Here is a 13,709-nt window from a genome sequence, read left to right on the forward strand (position 1 = left end):
TCACCGAACCGAAGCGGGTTCAGCGACGGGCGAGCACGACCGCCTCCCACGGGCGCAGGCGCCCGGACGCGGCCGGGCCGGTCCCGAGGTTGGCGAGCACGACGTCCGCGTCCGCCCATCCCGGAAGCTCCTGGGGATCGAAGTGCGCATCGTCGCCCGTGAGGTTCGCGAGCACCAGCAGCGACTCGTCGCCGAGCGATCGCGTGTACGCGAAGATCTGCGGATGCTCGGGGAGCACCAGCTCGTAGTCGCCGGTCGCCACGACCCGCGACCGATGGCGCAGCGCGATGAGGGCACGGTAGTGCGCGAACACCGAGCCGGGGTCGCCGACCTCCGCCTCCGCGTTGATCTCCACGGCGTTCGGGTTGACCGTGATCCAGGGCGTTCCGGTGGTGAAGCCGGCGTTCGCACCGCCGGTCCACTGCATCGGCGTGCGCGCGTTGTCGCGGCTGGTCCGGCGCAGGGCGACCAGCACCGCCCCGGCGGGCTCGCCCTGGATGTCGACGGCCTCGGCGTAGTGGTTGAGCGTCTCGATGTCGCGGAAGTCGTCGATCGAGACGAACGGCACGTTCGTCATCCCGAGCTCCTCGCCCTGGTAGATGTAGGGCGTCCCACGCATCAGGTGCAGCACGGCGCCCAGCGCCTTGGCGGAGGCGACCCGGTGCGCGCCGTCGTCGCCGAAGCGGCTGACGACACGCGGCTGGTCGTGGTTGTTCCAGTAGAGGCTGTTCCAGCCGACGTCGGCGAGCCCCTCCTGCCACTTCGACAGGTTGCGTTTGAGGTCGAGCACCGACGCGGGACGATAGTCCCACTTGCCGCCCGGGCCGTGGTCGAGGTCGACGTGCTCGAACTGGAACACCATGTCGAGCTCTGCGTTCTGCGGGTCGGTGAACCGGCGCGCCTGTTCGATGTCGACGCCGGGCATCTCGCCGACCGTGAGGTAGCGGTCGCCGCGACCGGTGAACACGCGCTGGTGCATCTCGTGCAGGAACTCGTGGATGCGCGGCCCCTGGCCGAAGTACGGGTAGGCGTCGCCGTAGAGAGCGCCGGCCGGGACGTCGCCGTCGGGCAGCGCGGTGACTTTGGAGATGAAGTTGATGACGTCCATCCGGAAGCCGTCGACCCCGCGGTCGAGCCACCAGTTCATCATGTCGTAGACGGCCTCCCGCACCTCCGGGTTCTCCCAGTTGAGGTCGGGCTGCTTGCGCGAGAACAGGTGCAGGTAGTACTCGCCGGTCTGCGGGTCGAGCTGCCACGCCGGGCCGGAGAAGAAGGAGCCCCAGTTGTTCGGCTCTGCGCCGTGCTCCCCCGGCTGCTTGCCGTCGCGGGGCGGTCGCCACCAGTACCAGTCTCGCTTGGGGTTGTCGGTGGACGACGCCGACTCGATGAACCACGGGTGCTCGTCGGAGGTGTGGTTGACGACGAGGTCCATCACGAGTTTCATCCCGCGGGCGTGCAGACCGTCGAGCAGCTCGTCGAAGTCGGCGAAGGTGCCGAACAGCGGGTCGATCGCGCGGTAGTCGCTGATGTCGTACCCGTTGTCGTCGTGGGGGGACGCGTAGATGGGCGACAGCCAGACCACGTCCACGCCGAGGGTCTTCAGGTAGTCGAGGTGCTGGATGATGCCGCGCAGGTCTCCGATGCCGTCGCCGTCGCTGTCCGCGAAGCTGCGCGGGTAGACCTGGTAGACGACGGCCGACTGCCACCACTTGTCGTTCACGGAGCCACCCTACCGGGCGGGACGGATCAGTCCTGCAGTGCGACGCGGCGGCCGGTGCGCGCGGATTCGCGCGCGGCGAGGGCGACGCGCAGTGCCTCCACCGCGGCCGGCACCGGGGCGCGCGTCGGCGGGTCACCGGTGTCGACGCAGTGCACGAAGTAGCGCGCCTGCTCGGCGAACGCGTCCCCGGCGTCCGGCTCCGCCACATCCGCTCCCGCGTCGCCGATCACCTCGAAACCGGTGCGGAACGGCGCACCGGGAGGAAGATCCGAGACGCTGACCAGCTGAGCGGCTCCCCCGCCGGCATACTCGATCGTGGTCACGACGGGCGCGCCGAAACCAGCGCCCGGCAGCGGCAGGCTCGTCACGGCGACCGCCCGCCCGAGGTGCAGCCCCGCCTGGTCGATATCGTGGATGGCGAAGTCGACGAGCATCCCGCCCGACCGGGTCTCGTCCTCGAGCCACTCGTAGCCGACGGGCCGGTCGGAGATGCGGGAGGCCCGGACGACGCGCGGGCGTCCCACCGAGCCGGCCGCCACGCGCTCCGCGAGGGCCGCGTAGCCCGGGAAGAAGCGGACCACGTGGGCGACCATCAGCAGTCCGCGGTGAGAGGATGTGCCGGTGAGCGGACGGGGAGTGGCGGCGCATGCCGCCGATGCGGCGGCGGCGCTCGTCGTCACCGGCGCGGCGGCGGCCGCCTGCGCGACCGTGTGGTGGGTCGGGATCGCCGTGACCGGCGGCACGGGCTCCGGCCGCGCCGCACAGGTGACGAGCGCGGCGGTGCTCGCGACGGTGGTCGCGCTGAGCCTGGGGCGGCGCACCTTCGCCTCGCGGACGGAGTTCGCCCGGTCGGCCGCGCTGCTGCCGGTGGTCGGGCTCGTCGCGGGCGCGGTCGGTTGGCTGCTCGTCGCGATGCCGCCAGTGGGCGCCGCCCTGTTCGTGGCGGGGATGAGCGTCCCGATCTGGCTGCGCCGCTTCGGGGAGCGGGCCGCGCGGCTCGGCGGGCTGATCGCTCTGCCGCTCACCGCCATGCTGGTCGCTCCCGTGCACCCGGCGCCCGGCGCAGAGCCATGGCGCACCACCGTTCTCGTGCTCCTCGCCGGAGTCGTGGCGACGCTGTGGGTGGGCCTCGCGCGGGAGGTGCTGCTGCTCCTGCCCGGGCGACGGCGCTCCGCACGGGACACGTCGGCCGCCGCATCGGCGTCCCGACCGGCGCCGTCCCGACCGTCGCCGTCCCGACCGTCATCGTCCCGACCCGGCTCCTCCCCACCGGCGCCGTCCCGACCGGCCTCGCGGACGACCCCACCGCCGCTCGACGCTTCCCAACCACCCCCTTCTCAACCACCCCCTTCCCAACCGCCCCCGTCCCGACCGCCCCGGTCCCGCCGCGCCCCGGACGCACCGCGCCGCCGCCTGCCCGCCAGCACGCGCATGGCCCTGCAGATGGCGGTCGCCCTCAGCGCGGCCTTCGTCGTCGGCTGGGTCGCGTTCCCGGACCACGCGATGTGGGTGGTGCTGACGGCGTTCCTCGTCTGTTCGGGCAACCGCGGCCGCGGCGACGTGCTCCACAAGAGTGCTCTGCGCATCCTGGGCGCGCTCGGCGGCACGATCGCGGCCGTCGCCCTCACCACCGTCGCCGCCGCCCATGCGGCCCCGGAGGCGTCGGGATTCGCGGGTGTCGTCGTGATCTTCGTGGCGCTGTTCGTCGGAACCTGGCTGCGGGGTTACAGCTACGCCTTCTGGGCGCTGACCATCACTCTCGTGCTCTCGCTTCTTCAGCAGCTGACGGGCACGGCCACCCTCACCGCGGAGTCAGGCGTGCTCGCCGAGCGAATGCTGGCGATCGTGGTGGGCGCAGCGCTCGGCATCGCGGCGAGCTGGTTCGTGCTGCCCGTGCGCAGCATCGACGTGCTCCGCCGGCGCCTCTCGGAGCTGCTCGCCACCCTCGCCGACGTGGTCGTGGTCGATCCCGGTGATGCGTCGGCGCGCACGGCCGCGCACGAGCAGATCGATACCGCGGTCGACCGCGTCCGGCAGCTCGCACCGGCCCATCGCGCCACCCGACTGGTGCACGCTGCCCGTCCGCGGAGGAGCGAACGGCCGGTGCTGCCGATCGATTGCATCGAGGCGGTGGACCCGCTCCCCTCGGCGCTGGACCGCTACTTCGCGCGACGCGCGGGCCCGGACGCGGATCACGATGCTGATGCGAGCCGCCGAGTCCGGGCCGCCGTCTCCCGCGCCCGCGGGGCCCTCGCGGAACCGGTCGACCCGGCGCGCCTCCACGCCGGGTTGTCCGGTGTGGCCCGCGCGCTGGGAGGCGACTGAAGGTCTGGCCATTTAAGTTGTGCACAATTTAGTTGTGTGAAACGATAACGCCATGCCGGTGACCGATGAAATGGTGTGCTTCTCGCTCTACGCCGCCACGCGTGCCACAACGCAGGCGTACCGAACCCTCCTCGAGCCGTGGGGGCTGACCTACCCGCAGTACCTGGTGCTCATCACCCTCTGGGTGGAGGGCGACCAGACGGTCGGGTCGCTCGGCGATCACCTCCAGCTCGACTCCGGGACCCTGTCCCCACTGCTCCGCCGCATGGAGCAGTCGGGCCTCGTGCGCCGCGAACGCCGCGGCGACGACGAGCGGGTCGTCACGGTGACGATCGGCGAGCGCGGACAGGAGCTGCGCCCGCAGCTCGCCCACATCCCCGCCCGGATCGCCGCCGGGACCGGCCTGCCGGACGCGCAGGCCGCCGAAGCACTGGTCGACACCCTTCACCGGCTCACGGAGACCATGCACGCCGCGGCGCAGCATCCGGCCCCCGCGGCGAACTGAACCGAACCACCCCGAAAGGCACACATGAACGCCCTCTACACCGCAGAAGCCCTCTCCACCGGCGCCGGCCGCGACGGCCGGGTCGCCACCAGCGACGGCTCCTTCGCCCTCGACCTCGCCGTGCCCAAGGAGATGGGCGGCTCGGGGGCGGGGACCAACCCCGAGCAGCTCTTCGCCGCCGGATTCGCCGCATGCTTCCACTCCGCGCTGCAGGCGGTCGCGCGCAGCCGGAAGGTGAAGCTCGACGGCTCCTCGGTCGGCGGCCGCGTCGAGATCGGTCCGAACGGTGAGGGCGGCTATCAGCTGTCCGTGCTGCTGGAGGTCGTCCTCCCGGGCATCGAGGCGGAGCAGGCCCAGGCCCTCGCCGACGCCGCCCACACCGTGTGCCCCTACTCGAATGCGACCCGTGGCAACATCGACGTCACGATCACGGTCTCGGAGGACTGAGCGATGAAGGCACTGACCCACCACGAGTTCGGCGACCCGGCGGAGGTCCTCGCCGTCGAGGAGCGCCCGCTCCCCGAGCCCGGCCCGGGCGAGGTCCGCGTGCGGATGCTGCTCTCGCCTATCCACAACCACGACCTGTGGACGGTCCGCGGCACGTACGGCTTCAAGCCGGAGCTTCCGGCCCAGGCCGGCACCGAGGCGCTCGGCGTAGTGGATGCGCTGGGCGAGGGTGTCGACCAGCTCGCGGTCGGCCAGCGCGTCGTCACCGGCGGCACCTTCGGCGTGTGGGCGGAGTTCTTCGTCACGCGTGCCGCGGGCCTCATCCCCGTCCCTGATGCGCTCCCGGACGAGGCCGCCGCGCAGCTCGTGTCCATGCCGTTCAGCGCGATCAGCCTGCTCGAGTCGCTCGACGTGGCGGAGGGCGACTGGCTGATCCAGAACGCCGCGAACGGAGCCGTCGGCCGCATGGTCGCCCAGCTCGGCGCGGCGCGCGGGATCAACGTGGTCGGGCTGGTCCGCCGGGACGCCGGCGTCGAAGAGCTGCGGGCACAGGGCATCGAGCGCGTGATCGCCACCGATGACGCCGACTGGCGGGAGCAGCTCGCCGCCCTGACCGACGGCGCACCGCTCCGCGTCGGCGTCGACTCTGTCGGCGGCTCCGCGGCCGGCCACGTGCTGTCGACGCTCGCCGTGAACGGCACGCTCGTCGTGTTCGGCGCGATGGCCTCCCCGATCCTGGAGCTCGCCTCGGGGGACATCATCTTCAAGCAGGCCACCGTGAAGGGCTTCTGGGGCAGCGTGGTCAGCCGCGAGATGCCCGCCGACCAGCGTAACCGCCTCTTCCAGGAGCTGTTCGCCCGCATCGAGGACGGCACGCTGACCCTCCCGGTCGCCGGCATCCACGCCCTCGCGGACATCCATGCCGCCGTCGAGGCGAGCGGCCGGCCCGGCCGCGTGGGCAAGGTCCTGCTGCGCCCGTGACCCGGGCCGGGGTGGGCACGGCCGGGGTGGGCACGGGCCGATAGCCTGGGCTCATGCTCACCCCGCCGGTCACGCCGAAGAAGCCCGTCGAACGCACCCACCACGGCGACGTCTACGTCGACGACTACGAGTGGCTCCGGGCGAAAGAGGACCCGGCCGTGATCGCCCACCTCCACGAGGAGAACGCGTACACCAACGCCCGCACCGAGCACCTGGCGCTGCTGCGGGAGCAGATCTTCGACGAGATCAAGGCGCGCACCCGCGAGACCGACCTCAGCGTCCCGGTGCGCGAAGGCGACTGGTGGTACTACACCCGCACGGTCGAGGGGAAGCAGTACGGCATCCACTGCCGCGCGCCGATCGCCTCCCCCGACGACTGGGCGCCGCCGACCCTCGACGACGACGCCCAGCGCAACGGCCTGCCCGGCGAGCAGATCCTGCTCGACGACAACGCCGAGGCGGAGGGCCACAACTTCTACGCACTCGGCAGCTTCGACATCAGCGCGGACGGCACGCGGCTGCTGTGGGCCGTCGACACCGAGGGCGACGAGCGGTACACCCTCCGCGTCCGGTCCTTGGTCGACGACGGCGCGACCTTCCCCGACGAGATCACCGGCACCGCGGGCGGCGCCCTCTTCGATCAGACCGGCGCGTACATCTTCTACACGACGGTCGACGACTCCTGGCGGCCGGACACCGTCTGGCGGCACCGCGTCGGCGACGGCCCCGAGGTGGACGACGCGCAGGTCCTCCACGAGCCGGACGAGCGGTACTGGATCGGCGTCGGCCTGACGCGCAGCCGGCGGTTCCTGGTGATCGAGGCCGGCTCGAACATCACCAGCGAGGCCTGGCTGCTCCGCTCCGACGACCCGACCGGCGAGTTCGCGGTGGTGTGGCCGCGCGCCGAGGGTGTCGAGTACGACGTGGAGCACGCGGTGGTCGGCGGTCACGACCGCCTGCTGATCGTGCACAACCACGAGGCCGTCAACTTCGAACTGGTGAGCGTCTCGGCCGACGACCCGCAGGGGCCGCGGCGTGTCCTGCTCCCCCACGACCCCGCCGTGCGGCTGGAGGGTGTGGATGCGTTCCGCGACTTCGTCAGCGTCGAGTACCGCCGCGAGGGGATGACCCGGGTGGCCGTCGCGCGCGTGCCGGACCCGAGCGGGGAGCATCCCGGCGACGACACCCCCCACGAGCTGCACTTCGACGAGGAGCTCTTCACCGTCGGAGTGAGCGGCAACCCCGAGTGGACGCAGCCGTTCCTGCGCCTCGGCTACGGCAGCTTCGTCACGCCGTCGACGGTCTACGACTACGACGTGCGGACCGGCGAGCTCGCCCTGCGCAAGCAGCAGCCGGTGCTCGGCGCTTTCGACCCGTCCCTGTTCGAGCAGCGGCGGGAGTGGGCGGTCGCTGCCGACGGTGCCCGCGTGCCCATCTCCCTCGTCTATCGCCGCGACCTCGTCACCCCGGGCGAGGCCGCACCCCTGGTGCTGTACGGCTACGGCTCGTACGAGGCCAGCATGGATCCGTCGTTCAGCATCCCGCGCCTCAGCCTCCTCGACCGCGGGGTCGTCTTCGCCATCGCCCACGTGCGCGGAGGCGGAGAGCTCGGCCGGCTCTGGTACGAGAACGGCAAGAAGCTGCACAAGAAGAACACCTTCACCGACTTCGTCGCCGCAGCCCGCCACCTCGTGGACCGCGGGTGGACGGAGCCGTCGCGTCTAGCCGCGCAGGGCGGCAGCGCAGGTGGCCTGCTGATGGGCGCCGTCGCGAACCTGGCGCCGCGGGACTTCGCGGGCATCCTCGCCGAGGTGCCCTTCGTGGATCCGCTGACCAGCATCCTGGACCCGTCGCTGCCGCTCACGGTCATCGAGTGGGACGAGTGGGGCGACCCGCTGCACGACCCGGAGGTGTACGACTACATGAAGTCGTACGCGCCGCTGGAGAACGTGCACGACACGCACTATCCGCGCATCCTCGCCATCACCAGCCTCAACGACACCCGCGTGCTGTACGTCGAACCGGCCAAGTGGGTGGCGAAGCTGCGCGAGGTGGATGCGGACCCGCTGCTGAAGGTCGAGATGGCCGCCGGTCACGGCGGGGTCTCCGGGCGCTACGCCGCCTGGCGGGAGCGGGCGTTCGCGCTCGCGTGGCTGCTCGACGTCGTGGGGGCGCGCCCGTCGGGTGAGTGACCGCGCCGCCGGTCACGCGGGTGTGACTGCGCCGGTTCGGCACGTCCGCGCCGGGTCGACGCGGCGCAGTCGTTACGGAACGCCGCAGTCGGCAGCCGAGAGCGCCCGGCGGTCAGCAGGCGTTGTACCAGGAGCTGGTGTCCAGCACCGCGTCGCCGCCGACGGCGACCAGGCGCGTGACGCCCGTGTCCCGCATGGCGGACAGGGCGCTGACCGGGGCGCACCACCCGGTGGCGAGCAGCAGGGGTCCCGGATGCGCGGCCGCGAGCACCGCCGCCGTCAGAGCGTCGGGGAAGTTGAGACCGCTCGCCAGGTAGGTGACCCCGCTGTGCGGGAGGGTGCGCGCGAGCTCGGCGGCCGTCGCGAAGCGGTCCGAGCCGGCGACGCGGTCAGCCGGGACGCCCAGGCTGGAGGCGATGCCGTCGGTGACGACGTCGGAACCGCCGACCACGGTGGCATGCGTCGTCCCCCACCGATGGAGCGCATCCGTCGTCGCGGCATCGGCGGCACCCAGCCAGCCGTTCACGAGCAGCACCGGGCGACCGGTCTGAGCCGCGGCGGCGGCGGCCGCCAGCGCGTCGGGGAAGGCGTTGCCCGTCACCACGTAGACGTCCGGCGCGCTCGTGCCGAAAGCGTCGTCGATGATCGCGCGGGACACCTCGAAGCGGTCGGCGCCGCCGATCCGGCGGACATCCGGTGAGAACGGCAGCGCACGGATGGCCGCCACGACGTCGTCCGTGATCGCTTGGACGCCGCCCACCACGATCACCTGCTGCGGGTGCAGGCGCACCAGCTCGGCCGCCACGCCCGGGTCGAGCGCGCCCGGGCGCGTGAGGAGGAGCGTGCCGTGCTTCTTGGCCGCCGCCGCGCCGGCGGACAGCGCATCCGGGAAGGCAACGCCGGAGGCGACGTAGGCGACGGGGACGCCGGCTGCGGAATCGGGGAACGCACTCTGGGACACCGCCACCGAGGTGGCGAACCGGTCCGAGGAGGCGACCCGCGTCCATCCGCCGGCGAACGGGAAGTCGATGCCGATCTGGTCCGTCTGCTGCTCGATCGTCACGCTCGGGAGCCGCGTGGTCACGACAGCACGGAGGTCGCGGCCGACGTCGCCCAGCGTCGACGTGTACGTCGCCGAGGTCGCGCCGGGGATCGGCACCGGGTAGCCTCCGGGGTTGCCTCCGCCGAGCCCGTTCCAGCTGGTCCAGCGGTACGTGTCGGCGCCGCCGGTCGGAGCGGCGAGCGACACGGTCAGCGCCGACCCGGCGGTGGCGAAACCACTGGTCACGGGGCCGGTGATCGTCGCCAGCGGCGGACGGGTGGCGGGCACCGCGACGTTGAAGCAGGTGAAGACGGCGGTGTAGGGCGACGCGTTGATGTTGTAGAGGCGGGCGCACACGTTGACGAGGCCCGTGCCGGGAAGGTAGCCGGAGTGGAAGTCGAAGCCCTGATTCGGCCCGGTGCTCGGGTAGACGCGCGGGACGTCCGGCCGCGGATACGCGAAATCGCGGTTCTCGGCGTACCCGATGCTCACCCGGGCGCCACCGGGAGCAGCCGCTGTGAACTCGATGCCGGCCGTCGTGAGGCCGTTCGCCGCGCCGTCGTTGAGGTCCGCGGCCCACCCGGTGAGATGCAGCGTCGGTCTGGTCTCGGTGCCGACGTACGACACCGTCACCGTGTCGATGGACCCGGCCGGCGCGAGCGGAAACACCTGCCAGGCGGCGGCGGGCGCCGCGGGCAGCAGCGCTGCGGCGAGGACGGCGAGCACGGCGGCGGCGGCAGCGAGACGGACCTTCATCGAGAGACTCCCCCAGCGACGTGTCCCCCCGGCTGCCCGGCGTGCACCGTGCACGCCCCGACCCGTCGCTGGAGTGAGCATAGCGGTACGCGGGCTCCGTTCGCACGAACTGCTCAGCCGAGGTCGTCGGGGTCCTTCCCGGTGCGCTCGCCCGTCTCCAGAGCGGCGATCGCCGCCAGGTCGTCGGCGTCGAGCACGAAGCCGAACACGTCGAGGTTCGAGCGGATGCGCTCCGGCGAGGTCGACTTGGGGATGACGACGTTGCCGAGCTGGAGCTGCCAGCGGATGACGACCTGCGCGGGTGTCACGCCGTGCTTGCCGGCGAGCCGGTCGAGCGTCGGGTCGCCCAGGATCCGGCCGCGCGCGAGCGGTGACCACGCCTCGGTCACGATGCCGTGGGCGGCGTCGTAGGCCCGCACCTCCGCCTGCGTGAGCCACGGGTGCAACTCGACCTGGTTCACCGCCGGGATGGTGGCCGTCTCCCGGGCCAGCCGGTCGAGGTGGTGCGTGTGGAAGTTGGCCACGCCGATGGACCGTGCGCGCCCCTCGTCGCGCACACGCTCGAGCGCGCGCCAGGTCTCGACGTACCGGTCGCTCTTCGGCGCCGGCCAGTGGATGAGGAACAGGTCGATCGTGTCGAAGCCCAGGAGCCCGAGGCTCCGGTCGAACGAGCGCAACGTCGAATCGTAGCCGTTCTCCGTCCACCACACCTTGCTCGTGACGAAGACCTCCGACCGGTCGAGACCACTGCGACGGACGCCCTCGCCCACGCCCCGCTCGTTCTCGTAGAAGGCCGCGGTGTCGATGTGGCGGTAGCCCGCATCCAGCGCCGCGACCACCGCATCCGCCGTCTCGGTCTCCGGGATCTTGTACACGCCGAAGCCCAGCTGAGGGATCGCGTTGCCGTCGTTGAGAGTCAGCTGCGGGATGGTCGGCATGGGTTCATTCTGCCGTGCGCCGCGCGTACAGGTGAGGGGACGAAAGGAGAACCATCCATGGCACTGAACGACAAGACCATCGCGTTCCTGGTGGGCCCGGAGGGCATCGAGCAGGCGGAGCTGGTGGAGCCCTGGACGGCGGTCGGCGACGCCGGCGGCACGCCGAAGCTGATCTCGAAGGAGCAGGGCACGGTGCAGGCCTTCAACCACCTGACGCCGGCCGACACGTTCCCGGTGGATGTCACCCTCGACCGCGCGAGCGCCGACGACTTCGACGCCCTGGTGCTCCCGGGCGGCGTCGCGAACGGCGACCAGGTCCGCACCTTCCCGGAGGCGGTCTCGCTGGTCAAGGCGTTCGCCGACGCGGGCAAGCCGATCGCGGTGATCTGCCACGGCGGCTGGGTGCTCATCGAGGCCGGAGTGGTCGATGGCCGCACACTGACCAGCTGGCCGAGCCTCCAGACCGACTACCGCAACGCGGGCGCGACCTGGGTGGACCAGGAGGTCGTGGTCGACGACGGGCCGTTCACGCTGGTCTCGTCGCGCAAGCCCGACGACCTCGAGGCGTTCGACCGCGAACTCCTGAAGGCGTTCGAATAGGAAGCGATGAATGTTCCCTGGCAATGGCCTCCATGCCGGTTGCCTCCCTGCGCGGGATGCGGGAACGTAGTGCACTCCTGGACCATCGAACGGAAGGAGAGCTCATGCTCACCCTCACGGAGAACGCCAGCACGATCGTCAAGACCCTCACCGACCAGTCCCCGGAGGAGACGGCCGGGCTGCGGATCAGCAGCAGCAACCCCGACAGCACCGCCTTCGCGGCGGCCGTCACCCCGGAGCCGGAGGCTTCGGACCAGGTGGTCGAATCGGGCGGCGCCCGCATCTTCCTCGAGACGCAGGCCGCCGAGGTGCTCGATGACAAGGTGCTCGACGCGCAGGTCGACGACCAGGGAGCCGTCAGCTTCGCGATCGGCGCGACCGCCTAGTCCGCCGCTCATGCGAAGGCCCGGAGCCGTGCGGCTCCGGGCCTTCGTGATTCGCGGGGCGGACCGGCGTCAGGCGACGTCCGTCCGCTCCGCCGGCGCCTGGTCGGCGGCGCCGGTCTCGGTAGCGCTCTGGTCTTGGGTCGGTGCCTGCTCTGCCGGAGGCACCAGCTCGTCGGCCACGATGGGATGCGGTGCGGTGCGGTCGTCCGGGAGCCCCCAGAGCGGCTCGCCCTCGCCGGCGTCCAGCAGGAACTCGGCCGCGGACGTCCAGAACGGCACGATCTTCATCGGCGGGATCTCTTCCTCGCCGGGGAAGTGCGCGGCGAAGTGCACCTCCGGGTCGCCGTTGATCGGGTCCGAGGCGGCGATCAGCCCGTAGTAGTTGTCGTCGTCGACCACGCGCCAGCGTCCGGTCCGGCCGTGCTCGGGCTCCAGCCGGACGGTGTAGCCGCCGTACTTGAAGTCCGGGCCCGGGGGCAGGGAGGCGCGTTCGTCCTTCGTCATGGCTCCGTTCTACGGCGGGAACCCCGCGGCGGCAACTCGTTCACTTGCCTAGGAAATCGGTGTAAGGCCACGGCATCGCCGGCCTGTCAACTCCTCGACTCGCTGTTCTCCCCGGGATCGACTGGGCGCGACGAGAGGAGAGCACATGTTGGCGATGACGTACCGCGGCCCGTACAAGATCCGGGTCGAGGAGAAGGACCGGCCGAAGATCGAGCACCCCGGCGACGCGATCGTGCGGGTGACCCTGGCCGCGATCTGCGGCTCCGACCTGCACCTCTACCACGGCATGATGCCGGACACCCGGGTCGGGCACACCTTCGGCCACGAGTTCATCGGCGTCGTCGACGAAGTCGGACCGGACGTGCAGAACCTGAAGGTGGGCGACCGCGTGATGGTGCCGTTCAACATCTTCTGCGGCAGCTGCTACTTCTGCGTGCGCGGGCTGTACTCGAACTGCCACAACGTGAATCCGAACGCGACGGCGATCGGCGGCATCTACGGGTACTCGCACACGACGGGCGGCTACGACGGCGGCCAGGCCGAGTACGTCCGGGTGCCGCTCGCCGACGTCGGGCCGGCCATCATCCCCGACTGGATGTCGGATGAGGACGCGGTGCTCCTCACCGACGCGCTGCCCACCGGCTACTTCGGCGCCCAGCTGGGCGAGATCGAGGAGGGCGACACCGTGGTCGTGTTCGGGGCCGGCCCGGTCGGCCTGTTCGCCGCCAAGTCCTCCTGGCTGATGGGCGCCGGGCGCGTCATCGTGGTGGACCACCTCGAGTACCGGTTGGAGAAGGCGCGCGCCTTCGCGCGGGCCGAGACGTACAACTTCGTCGAGGAGGGCGACATCGTCCGGATGCTCAAGCACACGACCGACGGCCTCGGCGCGGACGTCGTCATCGACGCGGTCGGGGCCGAGGCCGACGGGGCGGTGCTGCAGCACGTCACGTCGTCCAAGCTGAAGCTGCAGGGCGGGTCTCCGGTGGCGCTGAACTGGGCGATCGACTCGGTGCGCAAGGGCGGCACCATCTCGGTGATGGGCGCTTACGGACCACTGTTCAGCGCCGTCAAGTTCGGCGACGCGATGAACAAGGGGCTGCGCATCAACACCAACCAGTGCCCGGTGAAGCGGCAGTGGCCGCGCCTGTTCGAGCACGTGCGCAACGGCTACCTGACGCCGAGCGACATCGTGACCCACCGCATCCCGCTCGAGCACATCCAGGACGGGTACCACCTGTTCTCGTCGAAGCTCGACGGCATCATCAAGCCGCTCGTGGTGCCGGGAGCCGCGTAGGACCACCGCCGAGGTAAGG

Annotated in this window: 13 protein-coding genes; 8 read left to right on the top strand and 5 right to left on the bottom strand. The window is 71.5% G+C overall.

Features of this window, described 5'->3' with window-relative positions; translation table 11 throughout:
* Positions 1–19 precede the first annotated feature (19 nt).
* Together ACR9Y5_RS17470 and ACR9Y5_RS17475 are read right to left on the bottom strand one after the other, a co-directional pair.
* The gene (locus tag ACR9Y5_RS17470; RefSeq protein ID WP_481299153.1) at positions 20–1,720 is read right to left on the bottom strand and encodes a glycoside hydrolase family 13 protein; all 1,701 of its coding nucleotides are present in this window, start codon (positions 1,718–1,720) and stop codon (positions 20–22) included.
* A gap of 26 nt (positions 1,721–1,746) precedes the next feature.
* On the bottom strand, positions 1,747–2,313 hold the full coding sequence (locus ACR9Y5_RS17475; protein ID WP_481299154.1) for a Gfo/Idh/MocA family protein: 567 nt from the start codon (positions 2,311–2,313) through the stop codon (positions 1,747–1,749).
* Between the two features lie 28 nt (positions 2,314–2,341).
* Here ACR9Y5_RS17475 and ACR9Y5_RS17480 point away from each other — a divergent pair, with 28 nt between their 5' ends.
* From ACR9Y5_RS17480 to ACR9Y5_RS17500, 5 genes are read left to right on the top strand one after another with little or no spacing between them, the layout of a single operon-like run.
* Positions 2,342–4,045 carry an FUSC family protein gene (locus ACR9Y5_RS17480; RefSeq protein WP_481299155.1) on the top strand — a complete coding sequence of 568 codons (1,704 nt, stop codon included), beginning with the start codon at positions 2,342–2,344 and terminating at the stop codon, positions 4,043–4,045.
* 52 nt (positions 4,046–4,097) lie between these two features.
* A complete protein-coding gene (locus ACR9Y5_RS17485; RefSeq protein WP_481299156.1) occupies positions 4,098–4,550 on the top strand; it encodes a MarR family winged helix-turn-helix transcriptional regulator in 453 nt (150 codons plus the stop codon).
* Positions 4,551–4,574: 24 nt separating this feature from the next.
* Positions 4,575–4,997: an organic hydroperoxide resistance protein gene (locus ACR9Y5_RS17490; protein ID WP_481299157.1), complete on the top strand. Its 423-nt coding sequence runs from the start codon at positions 4,575–4,577 to the stop codon at positions 4,995–4,997.
* 3 nt (positions 4,998–5,000) lie between these two features.
* Positions 5,001–5,978: a zinc-binding dehydrogenase gene (locus ACR9Y5_RS17495; protein ID WP_481299158.1), complete on the top strand. Its 978-nt coding sequence runs from the start codon at positions 5,001–5,003 to the stop codon at positions 5,976–5,978.
* Positions 5,979–6,031: 53 nt separating this feature from the next.
* Positions 6,032–8,170 (top strand): S9 family peptidase, encoded by a 2,139-nt coding sequence (locus ACR9Y5_RS17500; RefSeq protein WP_481299159.1) that lies wholly within the window; start codon positions 6,032–6,034, stop codon positions 8,168–8,170.
* Between the two features lie 112 nt (positions 8,171–8,282).
* Here ACR9Y5_RS17500 and ACR9Y5_RS17505 read toward each other — a convergent pair whose 3' ends face one another.
* Complete coding sequence (locus ACR9Y5_RS17505; protein ID WP_481299160.1) at positions 8,283–9,968, bottom strand: cell wall-binding repeat-containing protein; 1,686 nt, start codon at positions 9,966–9,968, stop codon at positions 8,283–8,285.
* 113 nt (positions 9,969–10,081) lie between these two features.
* The gene (locus ACR9Y5_RS17510; RefSeq protein ID WP_481299161.1) at positions 10,082–10,906 is read right to left on the bottom strand and encodes an aldo/keto reductase; all 825 of its coding nucleotides are present in this window, start codon (positions 10,904–10,906) and stop codon (positions 10,082–10,084) included.
* Positions 10,907–10,963: 57 nt separating this feature from the next.
* Here ACR9Y5_RS17510 and ACR9Y5_RS17515 point away from each other — a divergent pair, with 57 nt between their 5' ends.
* Both ACR9Y5_RS17515 and ACR9Y5_RS17520 read left to right on the top strand, forming a co-directional pair.
* Positions 10,964–11,506 (top strand): type 1 glutamine amidotransferase domain-containing protein, encoded by a 543-nt coding sequence (locus ACR9Y5_RS17515; protein WP_481299162.1) that lies wholly within the window; start codon positions 10,964–10,966, stop codon positions 11,504–11,506.
* 104 nt (positions 11,507–11,610) lie between these two features.
* Positions 11,611–11,892, top strand: coding sequence for a Fe-S cluster assembly protein HesB (locus tag ACR9Y5_RS17520; RefSeq protein WP_481299163.1), 282 nt, complete (start codon positions 11,611–11,613; stop codon positions 11,890–11,892).
* Positions 11,893–11,961: 69 nt separating this feature from the next.
* Here ACR9Y5_RS17520 and ACR9Y5_RS17525 read toward each other — a convergent pair whose 3' ends face one another.
* Positions 11,962–12,396 carry a hypothetical protein gene (locus ACR9Y5_RS17525; protein ID WP_481299164.1) on the bottom strand — a complete coding sequence of 145 codons (435 nt, stop codon included), beginning with the start codon at positions 12,394–12,396 and terminating at the stop codon, positions 11,962–11,964.
* Between the two features lie 145 nt (positions 12,397–12,541).
* Here ACR9Y5_RS17525 and ACR9Y5_RS17530 point away from each other — a divergent pair, with 145 nt between their 5' ends.
* Positions 12,542–13,690 (top strand): zinc-dependent alcohol dehydrogenase, encoded by a 1,149-nt coding sequence (locus ACR9Y5_RS17530; protein WP_481299165.1) that lies wholly within the window; start codon positions 12,542–12,544, stop codon positions 13,688–13,690.
* The last annotated feature ends 19 nt before the right edge of the window (positions 13,691–13,709 follow it).

The organism is Leifsonia sp. KNZ13-11D (assembly GCF_056754895.1).

Bases quoted from the DNA above. Each gene is read 5' to 3' on its own strand.
- ACR9Y5_RS17505 (WP_481299160.1), bottom strand. From the start codon at position 9,968: ATGAAGGTCCGTCTCGCTGCCGCCGCCGCCGTGCTCGCCGTCCTCGCC.
- ACR9Y5_RS17530 (WP_481299165.1), top strand. From the start codon at position 12,542: ATGTTGGCGATGACGTACCGCGGCCCGTACAAGATCCGGGTCGAGGAG.
- ACR9Y5_RS17520 (WP_481299163.1), top strand. From the start codon at position 11,611: ATGCTCACCCTCACGGAGAACGCCAGCACGATCGTCAAGACCCTCACC.
- ACR9Y5_RS17500 (WP_481299159.1), top strand. From the start codon at position 6,032: ATGCTCACCCCGCCGGTCACGCCGAAGAAGCCCGTCGAACGCACCCAC.
- ACR9Y5_RS17510 (WP_481299161.1), bottom strand. From the start codon at position 10,906: ATGCCGACCATCCCGCAGCTGACTCTCAACGACGGCAACGCGATCCCT.
- ACR9Y5_RS17515 (WP_481299162.1), top strand. From the start codon at position 10,964: ATGGCACTGAACGACAAGACCATCGCGTTCCTGGTGGGCCCGGAGGGC.
- ACR9Y5_RS17485 (WP_481299156.1), top strand. From the start codon at position 4,098: ATGCCGGTGACCGATGAAATGGTGTGCTTCTCGCTCTACGCCGCCACG.
- ACR9Y5_RS17490 (WP_481299157.1), top strand. From the start codon at position 4,575: ATGAACGCCCTCTACACCGCAGAAGCCCTCTCCACCGGCGCCGGCCGC.
- ACR9Y5_RS17525 (WP_481299164.1), bottom strand. From the start codon at position 12,396: ATGACGAAGGACGAACGCGCCTCCCTGCCCCCGGGCCCGGACTTCAAG.
- ACR9Y5_RS17495 (WP_481299158.1), top strand. From the start codon at position 5,001: ATGAAGGCACTGACCCACCACGAGTTCGGCGACCCGGCGGAGGTCCTC.
- ACR9Y5_RS17475 (WP_481299154.1), bottom strand. From the start codon at position 2,313: ATGGTCGCCCACGTGGTCCGCTTCTTCCCGGGCTACGCGGCCCTCGCG.